We start from the raw sequence: 19530 nt of genomic DNA on the forward strand, positions 1-19530 counted from the left end.
TTTCAGGATCGATCCATGGCAGATGCCCTCAAAATCGGCATTGCGGGCTTGGGTACCGTTGGTGCTTCGCTTGTCCGTATCATTCAGCAGCGCAGCAACGAGCTTGCCGCTACGTGCGGCCGGCCGATCCTGATTACGGGCGTTTCGGCCCGTGACAAGACCAAGGACCGCGGCATCAATGTCGGCGGCATCGAATGGTTCGATCGTCCGGAAGATCTGGCAGCCAAGGGTGATATCGACGTGTTCGTCGAACTGATCGGCGGCGCGGAAGGTTCGGCCCGGGTGGCCGTTCAGACGGCACTTGAACGAGGTCGCCATGTGGTGACCGCCAACAAGGCTTTGCTTGCCTATCACGGCGTGGGCCTGGCGACCATCGCGGAAGAAAAGGGCGTGCTCCTCAACTTCGAAGCGGCCGTTGCCGGAGGTATTCCGGTCATCAAGGCGCTGCGGGAGTCGCTGACGGGCAATACCATTTCGCGCGTTTACGGCATCATGAACGGCACCTGCAACTACATCCTCACCAAGATGGAGAAGGAAGGTCTTTCGTTTGCGGATTGCTTGAAGGAAGCGCAGCGCCTCGGCTATGCCGAAGCCGATCCGGCTTTCGACATCGAAGGCAACGACACGGCCCACAAGCTGTCGATCCTGACGACGCTCGCCTTCGGCAACCAGATTGCCGCCGATGATATCTACCTCGAGGGGATCACCAATATCTCCATCGAAGACATTCATGCAGCCGCCGATCTCGGTTACCGCATCAAGCTGCTGGGCGTGGCCCAGCGGACCGATACCGGTATCGAGCAGCGCGTGCATCCGACCATGGTGCCGGTCGACAGTGTCATCGCGCAGGTCGATGGCGTTACCAACGCCGTGGCGATCGAATCCGACGTCCTCGGCGAATTGCTGATGGTCGGCCCGGGTGCCGGCGGCAATGCCACGGCGTCGTCGGTCCTCGGCGATATCGCCGATATCGCCAAGAGCCGCCCGGGTGCGCAGAGGGTTCCGGTCCTCGGTCATCCGGCCAAGGCGCTCGAGCCCTATCGCAAGGCGCAGATCCAGAGCCATGAAGGCGGCTACTTCATCCGCCTGACCGTCCTCGACCGCACCGGCGTCTTCGCCAGTGTTGCCACGCACATGGCCGAAAACCACATCTCGCTCGAATCGATCGTGCAGCGCTCGAAGCAGCATCTCGCCCCCTCGCACCACCAGACCATCATCATGGTCACCCATGCGACGACCGAGGACTCGGTGCGCAAGGCGGTCAACGCGATCAAGGAAGAGGGCTTCCACGTCGGCGAACCACAGGTCATCCGTATCGAGCGCCCGAAAGAGAACTAGGTCGCTGACATAGAATTGCCGCCAAAGGCAACGATGAACACCGCAACGACGAAGACGCTGGCACGCAACTGTTGCCGGCGTCTTCGTTCCAATGTTCTGTGGGCAGACGTATATTCAGGTCGACACGCCTGCAATTAGCCAGACAATGCGCACAGAGGCGACTAGATCGCCATAAGCGGGTTGTTTATCGGCAGACATGATCAAGAACAGAAACGACATCGACGGATTGCGGGCCTTTGCCGTCGGCTTCGTGGTTCTCTATCACTGCGGTTTCTCGAAGTATGTCCCCGGCGGATTCGTCGGTGTGGACATGTTTTTTGTGATTTCCGGCTTTCTGATCACCGGAATAGTCTACTCCGCCATTGAACGCGGTGAGTTCAGCATCGTTGAATTCTATAATCGCCGCGTACGACGCATATTTCCAGCCCTTGTCCCCGTCTATCTCGCAGTAATGGCGTGGGCGTTCATCACCAAGATGCCCTCGGGTGCCCACGAAGTGGCGAGCAATGTCATTTCGTCACTCCTTTTCATCTCAAACTGGTTCTTCTATACCAAGGCCGGCTATTTCGACGATGCGGCAGCGTCGAATTACGTCCTTCATACTTGGTCGCTTTCCGTGGAAGAGCAATTCTACATCTTTCTGCCACTTGCCTTGCTCATGCTTTCGCGTGTCAGGCGCATGTGTATTGTTGGCTTGCTGGCGGCCATATCTGTTGCTAGCCTCGCCGCGGCGCAATGGATGGTCTCGGTAGACCAATCTGCGGCTTTCTATCTCCTGCAATACCGTGCTTGGGAGTTGCTCGCGGGGGCGCTTCTGGCGATCGGGCGGTTCCAGCGGCCATCAGATACGAGGATTGCCAACGCTTTGGCGTTGTTTGCGACGGCGCTGATTGCTGCAAGCGCTTTCGGACTTTCCGAGGCCATTCCGTTTCCCGGATTGGCGGCGTTGCCGGTGTGCATCGGGACGCTTCTGCTTGTCTACACCGGGGCAGGTGGTGGAACGGTCGTGTCACGCATGCTGGGCGCTCCAGCCATCAGATTCGTCGGCCTGGTCTCCTATTCCTTCTACCTCTGGCATTGGCCGGTTTGGCTCGCCGGGTCGGAGCTGTTTGATCCGAACGGCGTCCTTGAAAAGCTCATGCTGATAGCGATCAGCTTCGTGTTGGCGGTGTTGTCGTGGCGATACGTCGAATCGCCCTTTAGGAGAACGCCTTACGGGATAAGCAGTCTTCGTGCTGTAAGCTACGGCGTGATTTGCCTGTCTGCGATGTCCGTCGCCGCAGTGTCCTTACCGCTTCTTTCGCAGGCGGTCTGGCAGGTCCCGCCGAGTGTCGAGACGCTGGATGGCTTTCGGTATTCCGGCAACGCCACCGATTATCGAAGCGGCACATGTTTCCTGTCGTCCGCGAGCGACAATCCCGAGAAGTTCCAATCCGACAAATGTCTCGCCATCTCGGATGTGAAGCCGGACTATCTGCTAATCGGTGACAGTCATGCCGCCCATCTCTACGCGGGGCTGGTTGCCACAAGAAGCATCAATGTCTTGCAGGCCTCCGCCTCGGGCTGCAAACCCGTGATCGGTTCGACGGGCGCGGAGCGCTGCACGAAGTTGATGTCTTTTGTGATGAACGATTTTCTGCCGAAGCACCGCGTGGATACCATCATGCTCTCGGCACGGTGGAAGCAGTCAGATCTTCCGGGCTTGCTGCAGACAGTTGAATGGTTGAAGCATTACTCTGATCGCATTCTCGTCTTTGGTCCGATTGTGGAGTATGAGGAGCCGTTACCCAAGGTCCTGGCGAAATCATTGTATTACGGCGATCCTGATCTCGTTGCGGAGTATCGCGTAGATGACCAACAAGATACGGATCGCATCATGAGCGCGGAGTTGGGAAGGGCTGGGGTTGAATACATCTCTGTCTACAAGGCGCTTTGTCCCGACAAGAACTGTACCGTCTGGGACGCCGCCCACCTGCCGATCCAATTTGACTACGGACACCTGACGGGCGCCGGTTCACGCTTGCTGATCAACAGGGTCGAAACGGCTCTGCTCGAGCCGCGCAAAACCATGCGGGGAACGCGTGACGGAAATCGATAGACTATCTAGCTGGGCGTTGAATCCCTTCGCCCCCACGCCCACCAATCTAGTTTGAGATAAATGACTTTAGAACCTGCCGATCCTGTACAGCGAGCGTTTCTGGGTGTGGAGAAATCGGTTCTCGACAACCGCTGGATAGCGCGGCTGGATCAGGCCGGCCAGAACCGCGCGCTTGCGATGTCGCAGATGCATGGTCTCCCGGATCTGATTGCGCGCGTTCTTGCCGGGCGTGGAGTAAGCGTCGAGGAGGCTGTTGAGTTTCTGGACCCGACGCTCCGCAATCTGATGCCCGATCCCTATACGTTGACGGATTGCGAGACCGCTGCCAAGCGTCTGGTCGAGGCGATCCGTGGCCGGCAGCAGGTTGCGATTTTCGGCGATTACGATGTTGATGGTGCATCGTCCTCTGCCTTGATGTACCGGTTCCTGACGCATTTCGGCGTGAAGGCCGAGATCTATATTCCCGACCGCATCTTTGAAGGCTATGGACCCAACCCCGCCGCGATCGATCAACTGATCGACAACGGCGCCCGCCTCATCGTCACCGTCGACTGCGGCTCGACAAGCCACGATGCGCTGGCCGCTGCCGCCAGGCGGCATGTCGACGTCGTGGTCGTTGATCACCACCAGGTGACACACGAGCTGCCGCCCTGTCATGCCCTGGTCAATCCGAACCGGGAGGACGATCTGTCCGGGCAGGGGCACCTCTGCGCAGCCGGCGTCGTGTTCCTGGTCCTCGTTGCCACATTGCGCTTGTTGCGCGAAGCCGGCGATCAGCGCGCACGATCCATCGATCTGTTGCAGTGGCTGGATATCGTGGCGCTCGCCACCGTGTGCGACGTTGTTCCTTTGAAGGGGCTGAACCGCGCCTATGTCGTGAAGGGTCTGATCGCGGCGCGTCATCAAGGGAATGCGGGGCTCTCCGCGCTGTTTCGGAAGGCCGGGCTCGCCGGACCGGTAACACCGTATCATTTCGGCTTCCTGATCGGCCCTCGCATCAACGCGGGCGGGCGGATCGGCGATGCCGCCCTTGGTAGCCGGCTGCTGACACTGGACGATGCGGGCGAGGCGGAGGTGATTGCCCAGAAGCTCGATGAGCTCAACCGTGACCGGCAGGTCATGGAAACGGCGATGCTGCAGGAAGCCGAAGCCGAGGCGCTGGCGGAGTATGGTGACGGCGAGGGCGCTTCCGTGATCGTGACCGCGCGCGAGAAGTGGCATCCCGGCATTGTCGGCCTAATTGCCGCGCGGCTCAAGGAGCGGTTCAAGCGACCGGCCTTCGCGATCGCCTTCGATCCATCGGGCAGGGGCACCGGTTCCGGCCGGTCGATCAACGGCTTCGACATGGGTAAGATGGTGCGCGCGGCCGTTGACGAAGGCTTGCTCGTCAAGGGAGGCGGCCACGCCATGGCGGCCGGCCTGACGGTCGAGCGTGACAAGCTGGGTCGGCTGCGAAGCTTCTTCTCCGAGCGTGCCGAAAAGACCGTAGCGGCGCTGGTCGCCAACGAAACACTGAAGATCGACGGTGCCATCGGCGCAAGCGGCGCAACGATCGACCTGATCGATCGTCTTGAAACGGCAGGTCCGTATGGTTCCGGTCATGCGCAGCCGGTCTTCGCCATTCCAGCCCACCGGCTTCGTGATGCCCGCCTGGTAGGAGAAAAGCACGTCAAGGTGACCTTGGAGGCGATGGACGGCGCCCGCCTCGACGGCATCGCCTTCCGTGCGGCTGACACGCAACTCGGCAACCTGCTCCTGAATTCCAGAGGCGGAAGCCTGCACGTCGCGGGCTCGCTTGGCGCCGATCACTATCAAGGCTCGCGCCGTATCCAGCTGCGCGTCTTCGACGCCGCCTTGGCGCGGTAACGTGCTCCCGCCATTATGTGGCCTGCCCATCCCGTTCCACGGCGCGGTGTGATCCGCGCGAGATACTAACCCATCGCCTTGCCCATCAAGTGAAGGGACGCCGAGAGGCTAGCGATTGTCCAAAGACTGGCGGCCGGTAGACGCTGCGACTCTGTCGCAGGCGATCATCTTCACCCGCTGAGTTTTCGGCCTGCCACACTGCACGCAGATGCGTATTCCGGTACCAAGTTCGGCGCGAAAAATGTGGAGACCGGACTTGGTCGCCGTCTCGCCAAGGCTTTCCTTCATCAATGTCGACTTCCCGCCTTAAGTCATGGAGGCTTTTCGCAGATTAAATCGCAGGGTAGCCACCGCGGAGGGCGTGGCAAGATCAATTTTTGATTTAATTGACAAATGTCAAAAAGCAATCTCAGATTGATTTGAAGTGGAGCATTGGAACCTCGTCGACCGCCGCATCTGGACTTGGAATTAGATCATGACCACCTTCGCCAGGCTAGGCTAGCTTGGCTGCCTTGTGGTAGGCACTATCCCTCAGCCTAGTGTTGGAGCCATTGCATGAAAGGCCTTCGCATCTATGCCAGCCCGGATGGCGAGTCACATTTCGATGAAATCGAACTGCCGACGACGAAGAGGGCGGTACACTCCGAAGCCGCCCCGTTCGACGTCACCGGCAGCTATACGGCCTCCCACGTACGGATCACCCATATCCCGGCTGGGATGGGCGAGGTCGCGTGGCATAGTGTGCCGGAGCCGGTGCTGACGGTGAGACTTGATGGCTCGGCAGAGTACGAGACGAGCGACGGTGAGGTGCGGTACGTTCCGGCGGGCAGTTTCGTGCTAGTTGAGGATACCCACGGCAAAGGCCATTTGTCGCGCCATTCCCCGGAAGCGCAGACGGTCATCTGGATTTCGCTCCCCAACGGTCTTGAACTGCCGCCAGAATAGCTGGTCAACTCGGCGGACAGCGGCGTAACAGGAACGACCTTGCTGCCGGAAAGTCGTCAACTACGACCGGCCGCTTTATGACTGTTGGATAAACGTCGGATAGGGCAGGGCTTGTCCTGCAGACGAAACTTTCGCTTAGCCGCGAGCGATTTGCGTAAACATGTCGCATGGTAGCAATAAGCTATATCAGCAGACAGATTTCCCGACATCCGTATAGGGGAAAGCGGCAAAAAATCAGCGAACCCGGAAAGTCGAATTTCTGTCCTTGCACAGATAAGTATTTGATTCTAAAGAGAAAACGATGGCACGCCCTAGGGGAGTCGAACCCCTCTTCCCAGAATGAAAATCTGGTGTCCTAACCGATAGACGAAGGGCGCTTCCTTCGTGGTGGCGCCCTTATAGTCAGGCACTTTGAGTCACGCAAGCGGCAAAAGAGGAAAAAATGGCGATAGGGCGTATTTTTCTTTTCCTGTGGATGAATGCCGCCATCCGCAGTTGCCGAAAAATCGGGAATAGAGGCCTATGCTATTGATTTAAAATGATATTTATCAGCTTGCGAATGGAGGGCTTGCCGCACACGAACGATGCGGCAGGCCGGTTAAGTTGTCGGCAGCTCAGGCGCGAACCTCGAAAACCATGTTGAACGGCGTCTCGGTGGCGCGGTGGAAGTGTTTGAAGCCGGCGTCAAGGGCTACCTTGCGCAACTTCATTTCTCCCGCCTGCGCGCCGAGTGCCAATCCGACATCCTGCGACATCGAGGCCGGCGTGCAGATCATGGTCGATGCGCCGTAGTAGACGCGGCCGACCGGGTTGAGATTGTCCTTGAGACGATCATGCGCGAACGGTTCGACAATCATCCAGGTTCCATCAGGAGAGAGCGATTCCTTGACGTGCTTGCCGGCGCCGACAGGGTCGCCCATGTCGTGCAGGCAGTCGAACATGGCAATCAGGTCGTAGCGCTGGGCGGGGAAGCTTGCCGCGGATGCCTGCTCGAAGGTGACACGATCGTCAACACCGGCCTCCTTGGCGGCGGCCCTTGCCCGTTCGATGGACGGCATGTGATAGTCGAAGCCATAGAACTTGGAGGCGGGATAGGCCTGGGCCATCAGAATGGTCGATGCCCCGTGGCCGCAGCCGATGTCGGCCACCTTGGCGCCTGCCTTCAGTCGTGCCTCGACTCCCTTGAGCGAAGGTATCCATTCGGCAACGAGATTGTTGTTGTAGCCGGTGCGGAAGAAGCGTTCGGTTCCGCGGAACAGGCAGTTGCTGTGTTCGTGCCAGCCGACGCCTTTGCCGGTTCGAAATGCTTCCGCGATCCGGGGTTCGTCCGTCCACATCGCCTGTACGACCTGGAAGGCGCCCGCGAAGAAGGCGGGGCTGTCTTCTTCCGCAAAGACCATCGCCTGTTCGGGCGTAAGGCAGAAGCGGTCAGTCTTTTCGTCATAGGTCAGATAATCGGCGGCCGCGAGAGCGGAGAGCCATTCGCGAAGGTAGCGCTCCTTGATCGCGGTCTTCTTGGAAAGCTCCGTCGATGTCACGGGTTCACCATCGGCCATCGCCTTGAACAGACCCACTTCATCGCCGAGCACCACCAAGGCACCGGATACGGCAGCACCGACGTCGCCGATCAATCGGCCAACGAGGGATTCCACTTTTTGCATGTCGGGTTGGCGCATGTCATCCTCCATCAGAAATGCAGGGAAGAACCAGCGCCGGCATTCTACCACTCGCTGCTATCCTCGCGCAAACAGAACGGATGGCGCCGCACTGCCCCCCGCAGGCGCCTCGGTCGGAGCCCGACAATTTATCGTAGCGGTTGCGAAAATGCCGCGTTGACAAGAAAAATACCGGGAATGATAGTCGATTTGCCTATCCGAGGCGTTGGAGGAATGACCATGATCAAGCATTTGACAATTCTTGCTTCCGTTTCCCTGCTGGGCGCTCTTGCGTTCGCAACGCCATCCTCGGCGCTGAGCATGAAAGAGTGCAGCGCAAAGTATAAAGCGGCGCAGGCCGATGGCTCCGCCAAGGACACAAAGTGGAACGACTTCCGCAAGGCACAGTGTGGCCCCGATGCGACCGCCGAGCCTGACGTCTCCATGGCGACCGGCGAAGAACCCGCAAAGCCGACGATGAAAGCTCCGACAGGCGTGAAGTTCCCGACCGCGGTCGATTCCAAATATTCCAGCGAGACACCCGGAAAGGCGCGCATGCACACCTGCGTCGATTCCTATCACGCCAACAAGGACGCCAACACGCTCAACGGCCTGAAGTGGATCCAGAAGGGTGGCGGCTTCTACAGCCTCTGCAATGCGAAGCTGAAGGGCTAGCACCGGATTTCGAAAGAAGAGCCTGCCGATCCGCGAGGGCTTAGACATTGCGAGGCTGGAACATTGTCATGATGTTCCGGCCTCGTTTGTCATTGAGATGCCGCAGCATGTGCATGGCAATAAAAAAACCGCCGGGCTTGCCCGGCGGTTTTCGCTATCGGTCTTGTCGAGCGCCCTAGTGCAGGATCTGGCTGAGGAACAGCTTCGTGCGCTCGTGCTGCGGATTGTCGAAGAACTCGGCCGGCGAATTCTGTTCGACGATCTGCCCCTGGTCCATGAAGATGACGCGGTTGGCGACCTGACGCGCAAAGCCCATTTCATGGGTAACGCACAGCATCGTCATGCCTTCTTCGGCGAGACCGACCATCGTATCCAGAACTTCCTTGATCATTTCAGGATCGAGCGCCGATGTGGGCTCATCGAACAGCATGATCTTCGGGTTCATGCAGAGCGAGCGGGCAATTGCCACGCGCTGCTGCTGGCCTCCCGACAGCTGGCCCGGATATTTGTTCGCCTGTTCCGGAATCTTGACGCGCTTGAGGAAGTGCATGGCGATCTCTTCCGCCTGCTTCTTCGGCATCTTGCGCACCCAGATCGGCGCCAGCGTGCAGTTCTCGAGAATAGTCAGGTGCGGAAAGAGGTTGAAGTGCTGGAACACCATGCCGACTTCGCGTCGTACTTCGTCGATCTTCTTGAGATCGTTGGTGAGCTCGACGCCATCGACGACGATCTGGCCCTTCTGGTGTTCCTCGAGACGATTGATGCAGCGGATCATCGTGGACTTGCCCGAACCCGAAGGGCCAGCAATGACGATGCGTTCGCCGCGCATGACCTTGAGGTTGATATCGCGCAGAACGTGAAAATCACCGTACCACTTGTTCATGTTGACGATGTCGATTGCTACATCGGTCGTCGACACCGTCATCTTTTTCTGTTGGGCTTCAGCCATGTTTCTTTCCCTCATTCTTATCGTTTGTGGCCGGTATCAAGATAGCGCTCCATGAAACCTGAATAGCGCGACATGCCGAAGCAGAATAGCCAGAAAACGAAGCCTGCAAAGATCAGGCCGGTTCTGGCGGTTACAGCGGTTGCCCAGTTGGCATCGGTGAAGTTGAGCTTCACGATGCCGAGCAGGTCGAACATCCCGATGATTGTTACCAGCGACGTATCCTTGAACATGCCGATGAACGTGTTGACGATGCCGGGGATAACCAGCTTGATCGCCTGCGGCAGAATGATCAGCCGCGTCTTCTGCCAGTATCCGAGGCCGAGTGAATCCGCGCCTTCGAACTGTCCCTTCGGAATGGCCTGCAGACCACCTCGGATCACCTCGGCCATATAGGCGGATGCGAAAATCGCGACGCCGATCAGCGCTCGCAGCAGCTTGTCGATCGTCCAGCCGGTCGGCAGGAAGAGCGGCAGCATCACGCTCGCCATGAAGAGGACGGTGATCAGCGGGATGCCGCGGATGACCTCGATGAAGACCACGCACACCATTCTGATAACAGGCATGTGCGATCGCCGGCCGAGCGCCAGGATGATGCCGAAGGGCAGGGACACCGCGATGCCCACAAAGGAGAGCACCAGCGTCACCATCAGGCCGCCCCAGAGGGAGGTTTCCACCACCTCGAGGCCCAGGCCGCCATAGAGCAGCCAGAAGGACAGGATGGGGAGCGCCACGAAGAGAAGGAGGGCGTTCAATCCCTTCCTGGGTATCTTGGGAATGAGCATGGGAACGAGCAGCAGCACGAAGAGAATGCCGACGATCGTCGGGCGCCAGCGCTGATCCAGCGGATAGCGGCCGAAGATGAACTGGTCGAACTTCGCGTTGACGAATGCCCAGCAAGCGCCGCTCCAACCGTCCGGCTGGATGCCGCCCTGCACGGTGGTCGCGCAGAATGTGCGATCCGAGCCCTGCCAGACTGCCTGGATGAACAGCCAGTTGATCATGTGCGGCAATGCCCAGGCGAGAACGGCAAGGGCTGCGACGGTGAGGACGACATCCTTCGGCGTTGCGAGCAGGTTCTTCCGAACCCAGGCTGCTGCGCCCCTTTCCCCGCGTGGTGCCGGTTCCGGTGCAAGGATCGCTTTTCTGACGTAAGAGGTGTTCGATACCGACATCTTATCTCTCCACCAATGCCATCTTGGCGTTGAACCAGTTCATGAAGATGGACGTCAGGATACTGAGCGTGAGGTAGACGATCGCCCATATCAGGACGACTTCGATGGCCTGACCTGTCTGGTTGAGGATGGTGCCGCCGACGGCGACGAGATCGGAGAAGCCGATGGCGATGGCGAGCGACGAGTTCTTCGTCAGGTTGAGATACTGGCTCGTCAGAGGTGGGATGATGATGCGCAGTGCCTGGGGCACGACGATCAGCCGGGTCGTGCTCGAGGGATGTAACCCAAGAGCGCCCGCCGCCTCGGACTGCCCTTTCGCCACGCCGCGGATGCCCGCCCGCACGATCTCGGCAATGAAGGCTGCCGTATAGAACGACAAGGCGAGAAACAGCGACATGAACTCCGGGCCGACCACGGAGCCACCGGTGAGGTTGAACTTGCCCGCAATCGGAACATCGAAGGTTAGCGGCATCCCGCTGACAAGGAAAGCCAAGGCCGGCAGGCCGACAACAAGGGCGATAGACACCCAAATGGTGTGAAACTGCTTGCCCGTTGCTTCCTGTCGCTTGTGTGCCCACCGTGCGGTGACAACGCTGGCGACAATGCCAACGAGCAGCGCCGCGCCCACGAACCACATCCCTGTATCGAAGAGCGGCTTCGGAAAGGCCAGTCCGCGGTTGTTCAGGAACATGTTGAGCGGCAGGTGCAACGATTCGCGCGGCTGCGGCAGCACCGCTAGAACGCCCTGGTACCAGAAGAAGATGACCAGCAGCGGCGGAATGTTGCGAAACACCTCAACATAGACCGTGCACAACTTGGCGATCAGCCAGTTATGCGACAGGCGCCCGATGCCAACGACGAAGCCAATGATCGTGGCGGTGATGATGCCGGCGACCGCAACGAGGATCGTATTGAGCAGACCGACGATGATCGCCCGGCCATAGGTCGAATCGCTGGAGTAAGAGATCAGCGATTGGCCGATTTCAAAACCGGCGCGTCCGCGCAGGAAGCCGAAACCGGAAGCCGTGTTGCTTCGGGCGAGATTCTGCGCGGTGTTGTGAGCAATCCACCAAACGACGCCGACGAGGACGACAATGGTTAGGACCTGAAAGAATATGCCCCGAAACTTGGGGTCATACATGACCGACCGGAAACTCCAGCCGGTGCTTGGCAAAGGTGTCGTGTGCACAGCCTCTTGCGTCATGCCGAGCCAATTCCCCTATGAGCCCTTTTTGGGCTTTTCTTTGTGGTGGAAAGGCGACGCGAGCCGCCTTCCCACGCTTTCAGACCGGTTGTCGCTTAGCGAACCGGAGGAGCGTACTGGATGCCGCCCTTGTTCCACAGAGCGTTCAGGCCGCGCTGGATCTTCAGCGGGCTGCCCTGGCCAACGTTGCGTTCGAAGACTTCGCCGTAGTTTCCGACGCCCTTAATGATGTTGTAGGCCCAGTCGTTGGTGAGGCCGAGATCGGTCCCGATCTTGGTATCGGCTTCCGTGCCGAGGAAGCGCTTGATGTCAGGGTTCGGAGAGTTCTTCATCTCGTCGACATTCGCCTGGGTGATGCCGAATTCTTCGGCATTGATCAGTGCGTAGGCCGTCCAGGATACGATGTCGAACCACTGGTCGTCGCCCTGGCGAACGGCCGGGCCGAGCGGCTCCTTGGAGATGATCTCGGGAAGAATCATGTGCTCATCGGGATTCTTCAGCGTCAGGCGCAGCGAATAAAGACCCGACTGATCGGTCGTGTAGACGTCGCAACGACCTGCGTCATAGGCGGCGTTGACCTCAGGCAGGTTTTCGAAAACGACAGGATTGTACTGGAGGTTGTTCGCCTTGAAGTAGTCGGCGAGGTTGAGTTCGGTCGTGGTGCCCGACTGAACGCAGATCGCTGCACCCGACAGCTCCAGAGCGGACTTCACGTTCAGGCTCTTGCGAACCATGAAGCCCTGGCCGTCGTAATAGGTGACCGGGCGGAAGTTGAAGCCGAGAGCGGTGTCGCGGTTGATCGTCCAGGTCGTGTTACGGGAGAGGACGTCGATTTCGCCAGACTGCAGCGCGGTGAAGCGCTCCTTGGCGTTGGTCGGCGTGTACTTGACCTTTGTAGGATCCCCGAAAACTGCAGAGGCGACGGCCTTGCAGAAGTCGACGTCGAAGCCGGCCCAATTGCCGGATGCGTCTGGTTGCGCGAAGCCGAGAAGGCCGGTGTTGACGCCGCACTGGACGAATCCCTTTGCCTTGACATCTTCGAGTGTGGTTGCCGAAGCTGCCGAAGCGCCAAGTGCGAAAACCGCTGCGCCAATCGCGGCCGACAGAAGCTTAATCTTCATTTTTCCCAACCTTTTCCGTTATCTTATCTTTTCTTGTGGGAGCGCCGGCTGAAGCGCGCAGACCCCCCAAGCGACCCGACACCCTCCCGGCGCGAGTGGGTCTATCACAGTCGCAAATGTCACTATGGTCAAGTGTCGCGCTGCAAGATTGCGTGATAATTCGGCAATTCGCTAATTGAGGTGCGTAAAATAAGCAAATGACTAGGAAATGAGCACCGGTTGACGAAAAAAACTGCTTGAATTTGCTGATATATCTGGCGATTCCGCCCTGGCGTGATGTCGTTCAGTGTTTTCGATGGGTTGACCGCACGCAAAGGCGGGTCCAAAAGTTTCGGAAATTGCATTTCCTGCCAAAGGCTATTTCCGCATGAAAGATAGAGACGGTCTGCTTCAGAACGCAGGCATCAACACCCGCCTTTCCCACCTGGGCAACGATCCCGCAGATTACCATGGTTTCGTCAATCCGCCGGTTGTGCACGCCTCGACCGTGCTTTTCCCGACCGCCAAGGCAATGGAGACGCGCGCCCAGAAATACACCTACGGCACGCGCGGCACACCGACCACGGACGCGCTCTGCGAAGCTATCGACGCGCTTGAAGGATCGGCCGGAACGATCCTCGTTCCCTCGGGTCTCGCGGCTGTCACCGTTCCTTTCCTGGCGTTTCTCTCCGCAGGTGATCATGCGCTGGTCGTTGACTCCGTCTACGGCCCGACGCGTCACTTCTGTGACACGATGCTGAAGCGCCTTGGTGTGGATATCGAATATTACGATCCCATGATCGGTGCGGGTATCGAAGCCCTGATCAAGCCGAATACGAAGCTTGTTCATACCGAGGCTCCTGGTTCCAACACCTTTGAAATGCAGGACATTTCGGCAATTTCGGCAGTCGCGCACAAGCATGGCGCCGTGGTGGCGATGGACAACACCTGGGCAACCCCGGTGTATTTCCGTCCGCTCGACCATGGTGTCGATATTTCGATCCACGCAGCGACCAAATACCCGTCCGGCCATTCCGATATTCTGATGGGGACCGTTTCGGCCAATGCCAAGCACTGGGAGCAGTTGCACGAGGCGAACATTACGCTGGGCATCTGCGGCGCGCCCGACGACGCCTATCAGATCCTGCGTGGCCTGCGCACCATGGGCGTTCGCCTTGAGCGTCACTATGAAAGTGCCTTGACGATCGCCAAGTGGCTTGAAGGCCGCGATGACGTTGCCTCGGTGCTTCACCCGGCGCTGCCGAGCTTCCCGGGGCACGATCTGTGGAAGCGCGATTTCAAGGGCGCGAGCGGCATCTTCTCCTTCGTGCTGAAGGCCGATGCGGCCAGCAGCTTCAAGCCCAAGGCGCATGCCTTCCTTGATGCACTGCAGATCTTCGGCCTCGGCTGGTCCTGGGGTGGTTTCGAGAGCCTTGCGGTTCACGTGAACCTCAACGACCGCCGGATTGCCAAGGGGCCGGCCGAAGGGCCGGTCATCCGGTTGCAGATCGGACTGGAAGACGTTGCCGATATCAAGGCCGATATCGAGCGCGGCTTTGCGGCGGCAAGTGCCGTCTGATCAGTTGATGGCCTGGTAGCCGTAAATCCAGTCAAGATCCGCCGCGAGACTTTGCGGCGGTTTCAGCGACAGGAAGACATCGCGAGCCATGCGAATAGGCCCCCGGGCATGATAAGCGAATTGGTTGAAGGCGCCGCGTTGCCGCAGATGATTGATGCGCGGCACCCGATGGGCTTGGAAAAGCGGTAAGGCCTCGCTGGGGGAGCGTGTGGCGAGGAAAGCGGCAAGTTCGCAGGCATCCTCGATCGCCATTGCCGCGCCTTGCGCCGCAAAGGGCATCATGGCATGCGCTGCGTCGCCGATCAGGACAGTATCGCGACCATTATGCCAGTTGCCGCCTGTCGCCTCATAAAGTGGCCAGTACGTAATGTCGCTAGCTGTTTCGAATAGGGAAACAAGCTTGCTGTCCCAGCGCGAGAATTGGCGCATCAGCTGCCGCCGTTGCGTGTCTGACGGCTCGCTCAGCCATTCGTGCGGGGCAGCATGTCCGGCAGCGATCGCCACCATGTTGAAGCTGTCCGTCTCCCGAAGCGGATAGCAGACCAAGTGGGCCGACGGCCCGAGAAACGCCGTTACGCTGTTGCGGTCGAGAAATGCAGGGGCTTTCGCCGCGGGCAGGGTGAAGCGATAGGCAATGTTGCCAGAAAATCGGGATGCTGGACTGCCGGCAATAAGATCTCGTGTCTTCGACCAGACGCCGTCCGCGCCGACCGTCACATCCGCTTTGCGCGCGCCAGCGAACATGTCGCCAGCCGCGATATGGGAACCGAGATGCAGGCTACAGCGTGGGTTGCTCCGAACCGCATCAAGCAAAGCGTTTTGCAGCGTCGCGCGATGCAGTACCCCGTAGGGTGCGTGCCAGCGCGCACGGGCAAACTGACCGGAAGGGACTGACGCGAGTTCGCGCAGCGACTTTCCCGATACCAGCCGGATCGACTGCGGTTCGAACCAGACCGTTGTAAGCTGTTCGAGAACGCCGAGCCTGTCGAGAAGCCGCGATGCGTTAGGCGAAAGCTGGAGACCCGCGCCGACGGTTGTCAGCGCAGGTGCCTGTTCGAAAATCTCGGAACTAATGCCGTGGTTCGCCAATGCGAGCGCAGCTGTCAGCCCGGCAATACCGGCACCGACGATAGCGACATGTTCGACCGGCATCAGGGATCCGATCTCTCCGCAGTGGTGTTAGGCGACCTGGAAATGGAAAACGCAGCCGGCAGGATTCGTCTGGGTTGCCTTCAGCGAGCTGTTGAAACGGTACAGCGTCGAGCAGTAGGAACAGACCTTCTCGTCTTCGTCGCCCATGTCGATGAAGATGTGCGGGTGATCGAAGGGAACAGACGCGCCGGTGCACATGAATTCCTTGACGCCGACTTCGATAACGCGGTGTCCGCCGTCGTTCTGGAAGTGAGGAATATTGTGACCGGCCATGGTGATCTCCGAATGCCTTTGAAATGTGCGCGGACCTTATAGTCCTTCATCGCAAATGTGTAGAGCCAAAGAGACGCACTGCCGATTTTTGGTCGGGGCAGGGGTTCCCGTTCGCAGATCGATAAAATATGGTCCCGTCAAAAATAGGACTGCCCCGATGAACTTGAATACGCCTGCCTTTTCCAGCTTTACACACGATGGCCTGAACCTAGCCTACTTCGATGAAGGCGATCCGAACGGAGCGCCCGTTCTGTTGATCCACGGCTTTGCTTCGACCGCGAGCGTGAACTGGGTTCATCCAGGCTGGGTGAAAACCCTGGGCGATGCGGGCTATCGGGTGATCGCAATGGACAATCGCGGCCACGGAGCAAGCGACAAGCCGCATGACGCCGAGGCCTACAGGCCCTGGCATATGGCGGGCGATTCTATCGCGCTTCTCGATCACCTCGGCATTCCCGAAGCCAATATCATGGGCTATTCGATGGGCGCGCGCATCTCGGTGTTTGCAGCGCTGGCGCGTCCCGATCGCGTTCGCTCTCTGGTTCTCGGTGGTCTCGGGATCGGCATGACGGATGGCGTGGGCGACTGGGATCCGATCGCCGACGCGCTGTTGGCGCCCGCGCTGGATGGTGTCAGCCATGCCCGCGGCCGGATGTTTCGCGCCTTTGCCGAGCAGACAAAGAGCGACCGCCAGGCGCTGGCGGCCTGTATCCGCGGTTCACGCGATCTTGTGCCGCGAGAGGATATGGGAAAAATCGACGCGCCGACGCTGATCGGCGTCGGAACCAAGGACGACATTGCCGGATCTCCGCAGGAACTTGCATCCCTGATGCCGAATGCCGAAGCGCTTGATATTCCCGGGCGCGATCACATGCTGGCAGTGGGTGATAAAGTGTTCAAGCAGGCCGTTCTCGGCTTCTATGGAAAGGTCGCCGGTCGGTGACATTCTGCGGTCGGCCGATCGGGTAAGGCGAATGTGGGAAACCATTCTCGCATAAGCCATTTATGTCAGCGGCTTTTTGCCTTATATACTGCCGTTCATACGGAATACGAGGAGACCTTCCATGGTCGCAAAGACAGACATTCGTCCTCTTGAGACGGCAAGCTCGCTCAAGGTGATGGATCCGATCTGGGACAGCCTGCGCGAGGAAGCGCGAGCAGCAGCGGAAAGCGATCCGGTGCTGGCGGCGTTTCTCTATTCGACGGTTCTCAACTACCGATCACTGGAAGAGTGCGTGATCTACCGCATCTGCGAACGCCTCGATCATCCCGATATGCAGGCGATCCTGCTGCGCCAGACCTTTGACCAGATGCTGGAAGACTGGCCGGAATGGGGCACGATCCTGCGCGTCGACATCCAGGCCATCTACGACCGCGACCCGGCATGCCTCCGGTTCATGGAAGCCGTGCTCTACTTCAAGGGATTCCATGCGCTGCAGACCCATCGGCTGGCGCACTGGCTGCTTAATCGCGGTCGCCGGGATCTCGCGCTCTATCTCCAGAGCCGGTCGTCGAGCGTATTCCAGACAGATATCAACCCGGCTGCCCGTATCGGTCGCGGCATTTTCCTTGATCACGCGACGGGCCTCGTCGTCGGCGAAACCGCTGTGATCGGCGACAACGTGTCGATCCTGCACGGCGTGACGCTTGGCGGCACGGGCAAGGAGGGGGCTGACCGCCATCCGAAAATCGGCAGCGGCGTCCTCATCGGCGCAGGCGCCAAGATACTCGGCAACATCGAGATCGGCTACTGCTCGCGCATCGCCGCAGGTTCGGTGGTTCTGAAGGCGGTTCCTCCAAAAACGACCGTCGCGGGCGTGCCGGCGAAGGTGGTAGGAGAGGCCGGGTGTTCCGAGCCGTCGCGGGTAATGGATCAGGTTATCGGCGCCGACATCTGACGTTGCCGGCGCAGCAACAACACATGAAAATGGCCTGAACTTCGGCGGGGAAAGCAATCAAGCATCGCTTCCCGTGCCTTTACAGGCCCGTCTTTCCCGTGCAAGAAGCGGCCACCGAGACCGCTCAGGAGATGCAGTGTGAAGCCCGAAGAAATCAAGAAACTCGACGCCTATTTCAAACGCACGTTCAACCCGCAGATGATCGTCAAGGCACGTCCTCGCAAGAACGATTCCGCTGAAGTCTACATGGGCGAAGAATTTCTGGGCGTCGTTTACATCGATGACGAAGACGGCGACCGCTCCTACAATTTCTCGATGGCGATCCTCGACGTCGATCTTTGATCTGGCATTCGACGAACGTCTTCGTTGCCATTCAGCAAGTCGCACGCGATGCGGCTTGCAAATCGGCGGATAGCCGCCCCGACGTTTCGGCGCGCCTGCCGCCAATTTTCCCGAAATAGCTGAAATATATCGATTCAGTCGCCCGACGGTGGATTGAAATGGCCGTGGAGTCTGGACCACCAGCGCCGCTGCCCCATCTTCCGCCCGGAGCATGTGCTCAAGCGCCAGCAAGGGGACATTGAGAATGGGTATTTTCGACAAGATCAAGCAGGCGATTTTTGGGGAGGCCCAGGCGGCTCCGGTCACGCCGGCCGCAGCACCGAGGGTCGAGCCGGTACAGGCGCCGGCTTCTCCTTCCGCTGCTCCGTCACCGGTACCGACGACTTCCGCGCCCGCCCAATCGGCGCCGGCTGCCGCAGTGGATATCGTACCGCTGCTCGATGCCGCTGTTAAAAAAAGCGGTCAGAAGCTTGATTGGCGCCGTTCTATCGTCGACCTGATGAAGGCGGTGGGAATGGACGCAAGCCTTGCCGAGCGAAAGGAGCTTGCCTCCGAACTCGGCTACACCGGCGACACACACGACACGGCCACCATGAACATGTTCCTGCACAAGGCACTGATGAAGCGCCTCGCGGAAAACGGCGGCAAGGTTCCAGCCGACCTGCTGGACTGACCGATCCGGCGCCGTGGCATTATTTTGAGCAAAGCTCCTGGTTGCGGCGACCTGATATATTTTAGCAAAATCAAAGAATGATGGACGTCGCTCGGCGGCGTCCTGATCTCCTTAGATTGGGTATGCAATTATCGGTTGTTTTGCATCGCACAAGACTACTTGACTCTGTGTGCGGTGCAGCTAACGTCAGCTATGCCTACAGGGAGGATAAAGCATGTTGACCTTCGATGATGCCAACGGGAAGAGCAAGGAAGCCATGGACACGATACTGAAAAGCTATTCGGACACGACCAAGGGATTTCAGGCGATAACGTCGGAAGCCACAGAGTACTCGAAGAAATCTTTCCAGGATGCGATTAGCCATTTCGAAGCGCTCGCGGGAACCCGCAGCTTCGAAGCCGCTCTGGAACTCCAGACCAAATACGCGAAGTCGGCCTATGAGAACTTCGTTGCGGAAGCAACCAAGCTGGGCGAAATGTACTCCGATCTCGCCAAGAGCGCCTACAAGAGCTACGAGGCGCCGGTTGCTGCGGCTGTCGCTAAAGCCAGCAAGGCCGCGACTGCGGTTACCAGCAACGCGGCATAGTCCGCCGTAAAAACCAAAATACCCC

At 59.0% G+C, this 19530-nt stretch carries 18 protein-coding genes and 1 tRNA gene; 11 read left to right on the forward strand and 8 right to left on the reverse strand.

The genetic code is table 11. The features are described 5' to 3' along the window. Positions 1–15 precede the first annotated feature (15 nt). The 4 genes from QTL94_RS18000 to QTL94_RS18015 all read left to right on the forward strand — a co-directional run bounded on the left by QTL94_RS18000 (position 16) and on the right by QTL94_RS18015 (position 6247). Positions 16–1338, forward strand: coding sequence for a homoserine dehydrogenase (locus QTL94_RS18000; protein WP_289802740.1), 1323 nt, complete (start codon positions 16–18; stop codon positions 1336–1338). A gap of 196 nt (positions 1339–1534) precedes the next feature. Continuing rightward, a complete protein-coding gene (locus QTL94_RS18005; RefSeq protein WP_289802741.1) occupies positions 1535–3436 on the forward strand; it encodes an acyltransferase family protein in 1902 nt (633 codons plus the stop codon). Between the two features lie 60 nt (positions 3437–3496). Next, a complete protein-coding gene (gene recJ / locus QTL94_RS18010) occupies positions 3497–5302 on the forward strand; it encodes a single-stranded-DNA-specific exonuclease RecJ (protein WP_289802742.1) in 1806 nt (601 codons plus the stop codon). A gap of 555 nt (positions 5303–5857) precedes the next feature. Then, a complete protein-coding gene (locus QTL94_RS18015) occupies positions 5858–6247 on the forward strand; it encodes a cupin domain-containing protein (protein WP_289802743.1) in 390 nt (129 codons plus the stop codon). A gap of 302 nt (positions 6248–6549) precedes the next feature. On the opposite strand, the gene QTL94_RS18020 is transcribed toward QTL94_RS18015, so the two are convergent. Both QTL94_RS18020 and QTL94_RS18025 read right to left on the reverse strand, forming a co-directional pair. Further along, positions 6550–6624, reverse strand: a tRNA-Glu gene (locus tag QTL94_RS18020). Positions 6625–6861: 237 nt separating this feature from the next. Then, positions 6862–7923 (reverse strand): class I SAM-dependent methyltransferase, encoded by a 1062-nt coding sequence (locus tag QTL94_RS18025; RefSeq protein WP_289802744.1) that lies wholly within the window; start codon positions 7921–7923, stop codon positions 6862–6864. Positions 7924–8142: 219 nt separating this feature from the next. On the opposite strand from QTL94_RS18025, the gene QTL94_RS18030 reads away from it, so the two are divergent. Beyond that, complete coding sequence (locus tag QTL94_RS18030; RefSeq protein WP_065694299.1) at positions 8143–8577, forward strand: hypothetical protein; 435 nt, start codon at positions 8143–8145, stop codon at positions 8575–8577. 175 nt (positions 8578–8752) lie between these two features. On the opposite strand, the gene QTL94_RS18035 is transcribed toward QTL94_RS18030, so the two are convergent. The 4 genes from QTL94_RS18035 to QTL94_RS18050 all read right to left on the reverse strand — a co-directional run bounded on the left by QTL94_RS18035 (position 8753) and on the right by QTL94_RS18050 (position 13023). After that, positions 8753–9526 (reverse strand): amino acid ABC transporter ATP-binding protein, encoded by a 774-nt coding sequence (locus QTL94_RS18035; RefSeq protein ID WP_065694300.1) that lies wholly within the window; start codon positions 9524–9526, stop codon positions 8753–8755. Between the two features lie 17 nt (positions 9527–9543). Then, positions 9544–10698, reverse strand: coding sequence for an amino acid ABC transporter permease (locus QTL94_RS18040; RefSeq protein ID WP_289802745.1), 1155 nt, complete (start codon positions 10696–10698; stop codon positions 9544–9546). A gap of 1 nt (position 10699) precedes the next feature. Continuing rightward, positions 10700–11902: an amino acid ABC transporter permease gene (locus tag QTL94_RS18045; protein ID WP_289802746.1), complete on the reverse strand. Its 1203-nt coding sequence runs from the start codon at positions 11900–11902 to the stop codon at positions 10700–10702. Positions 11903–11997: 95 nt separating this feature from the next. Further along, on the reverse strand, positions 11998–13023 hold the full coding sequence (locus QTL94_RS18050; RefSeq protein ID WP_065694303.1) for an amino acid ABC transporter substrate-binding protein: 1026 nt from the start codon (positions 13021–13023) through the stop codon (positions 11998–12000). Between the two features lie 367 nt (positions 13024–13390). Here QTL94_RS18050 and QTL94_RS18055 point away from each other — a divergent pair, with 367 nt between their 5' ends. Beyond that, complete coding sequence (locus QTL94_RS18055; RefSeq protein ID WP_289802747.1) at positions 13391–14581, forward strand: cystathionine beta-lyase; 1191 nt, start codon at positions 13391–13393, stop codon at positions 14579–14581. Here QTL94_RS18055 and QTL94_RS18060 read toward each other — a convergent pair whose 3' ends face one another. Together QTL94_RS18060 and QTL94_RS18065 are read right to left on the reverse strand one after the other, a co-directional pair. Continuing rightward, the gene (locus QTL94_RS18060; protein WP_289802748.1) at positions 14582–15733 is read right to left on the reverse strand and encodes an FAD-dependent monooxygenase; all 1152 of its coding nucleotides are present in this window, start codon (positions 15731–15733) and stop codon (positions 14582–14584) included. A gap of 27 nt (positions 15734–15760) precedes the next feature. Beyond that, positions 15761–16006 (reverse strand): zinc-finger domain-containing protein, encoded by a 246-nt coding sequence (locus QTL94_RS18065; protein WP_065694306.1) that lies wholly within the window; start codon positions 16004–16006, stop codon positions 15761–15763. A 157-nt stretch (positions 16007–16163) separates the two neighbouring features. Here QTL94_RS18065 and QTL94_RS18070 point away from each other — a divergent pair, with 157 nt between their 5' ends. From QTL94_RS18070 to QTL94_RS18090, 5 genes are all read left to right on the forward strand, one after another. Beyond that, positions 16164–16949, forward strand: coding sequence for an alpha/beta fold hydrolase (locus QTL94_RS18070; RefSeq protein WP_289802749.1), 786 nt, complete (start codon positions 16164–16166; stop codon positions 16947–16949). Positions 16950–17070: 121 nt separating this feature from the next. Next, positions 17071–17904, forward strand: a complete 834-nt coding sequence (gene cysE / locus QTL94_RS18075) for a serine O-acetyltransferase (RefSeq protein WP_289802750.1) — start codon at positions 17071–17073, stop codon at positions 17902–17904. Between the two features lie 138 nt (positions 17905–18042). Continuing rightward, positions 18043–18246, forward strand: a complete 204-nt coding sequence (locus QTL94_RS18080) for a DUF3126 family protein (protein WP_065694309.1) — start codon at positions 18043–18045, stop codon at positions 18244–18246. A gap of 244 nt (positions 18247–18490) precedes the next feature. Next, positions 18491–18919: a DUF3597 domain-containing protein gene (locus QTL94_RS18085; protein WP_289802751.1), complete on the forward strand. Its 429-nt coding sequence runs from the start codon at positions 18491–18493 to the stop codon at positions 18917–18919. Between the two features lie 214 nt (positions 18920–19133). Further along, a complete protein-coding gene (locus QTL94_RS18090) occupies positions 19134–19505 on the forward strand; it encodes a phasin family protein (RefSeq protein WP_289802752.1) in 372 nt (123 codons plus the stop codon). Positions 19506–19530 lie beyond the last annotated feature (25 nt).

Source organism: Rhizobium sp. S96 (genome assembly GCF_030382195.1).
GTDB lineage: Bacteria > Pseudomonadota > Alphaproteobacteria > Rhizobiales > Rhizobiaceae > Rhizobium.

Coding starts and splice junctions, on each gene's coding strand:
- QTL94_RS18000 (WP_289802740.1), top strand. CDS start 16: ATGGCAGATGCCCTCAAAATCGGCATTGCGGGCTTGGGTACCGTTGGT.
- QTL94_RS18005 (WP_289802741.1), top strand. CDS start 1,535: ATGATCAAGAACAGAAACGACATCGACGGATTGCGGGCCTTTGCCGTC.
- recJ (WP_289802742.1), top strand. CDS start 3,497: ATGACTTTAGAACCTGCCGATCCTGTACAGCGAGCGTTTCTGGGTGTG.
- QTL94_RS18015 (WP_289802743.1), top strand. CDS start 5,858: ATGAAAGGCCTTCGCATCTATGCCAGCCCGGATGGCGAGTCACATTTC.
- QTL94_RS18025 (WP_289802744.1), bottom strand. CDS start 7,923: ATGCGCCAACCCGACATGCAAAAAGTGGAATCCCTCGTTGGCCGATTG.
- QTL94_RS18030 (WP_065694299.1), top strand. CDS start 8,143: ATGATCAAGCATTTGACAATTCTTGCTTCCGTTTCCCTGCTGGGCGCT.
- QTL94_RS18035 (WP_065694300.1), bottom strand. CDS start 9,526: ATGGCTGAAGCCCAACAGAAAAAGATGACGGTGTCGACGACCGATGTA.
- QTL94_RS18040 (WP_289802745.1), bottom strand. CDS start 10,698: ATGTCGGTATCGAACACCTCTTACGTCAGAAAAGCGATCCTTGCACCG.
- QTL94_RS18045 (WP_289802746.1), bottom strand. CDS start 11,902: ATGACGCAAGAGGCTGTGCACACGACACCTTTGCCAAGCACCGGCTGG.
- QTL94_RS18050 (WP_065694303.1), bottom strand. CDS start 13,023: ATGAAGATTAAGCTTCTGTCGGCCGCGATTGGCGCAGCGGTTTTCGCA.
- QTL94_RS18055 (WP_289802747.1), top strand. CDS start 13,391: ATGAAAGATAGAGACGGTCTGCTTCAGAACGCAGGCATCAACACCCGC.
- QTL94_RS18060 (WP_289802748.1), bottom strand. CDS start 15,733: ATGCCGGTCGAACATGTCGCTATCGTCGGTGCCGGTATTGCCGGGCTG.
- QTL94_RS18065 (WP_065694306.1), bottom strand. CDS start 16,006: ATGGCCGGTCACAATATTCCTCACTTCCAGAACGACGGCGGACACCGC.
- QTL94_RS18070 (WP_289802749.1), top strand. CDS start 16,164: ATGAACTTGAATACGCCTGCCTTTTCCAGCTTTACACACGATGGCCTG.
- cysE (WP_289802750.1), top strand. CDS start 17,071: ATGGTCGCAAAGACAGACATTCGTCCTCTTGAGACGGCAAGCTCGCTC.
- QTL94_RS18085 (WP_289802751.1), top strand. CDS start 18,491: ATGGGTATTTTCGACAAGATCAAGCAGGCGATTTTTGGGGAGGCCCAG.
- QTL94_RS18090 (WP_289802752.1), top strand. CDS start 19,134: ATGTTGACCTTCGATGATGCCAACGGGAAGAGCAAGGAAGCCATGGAC.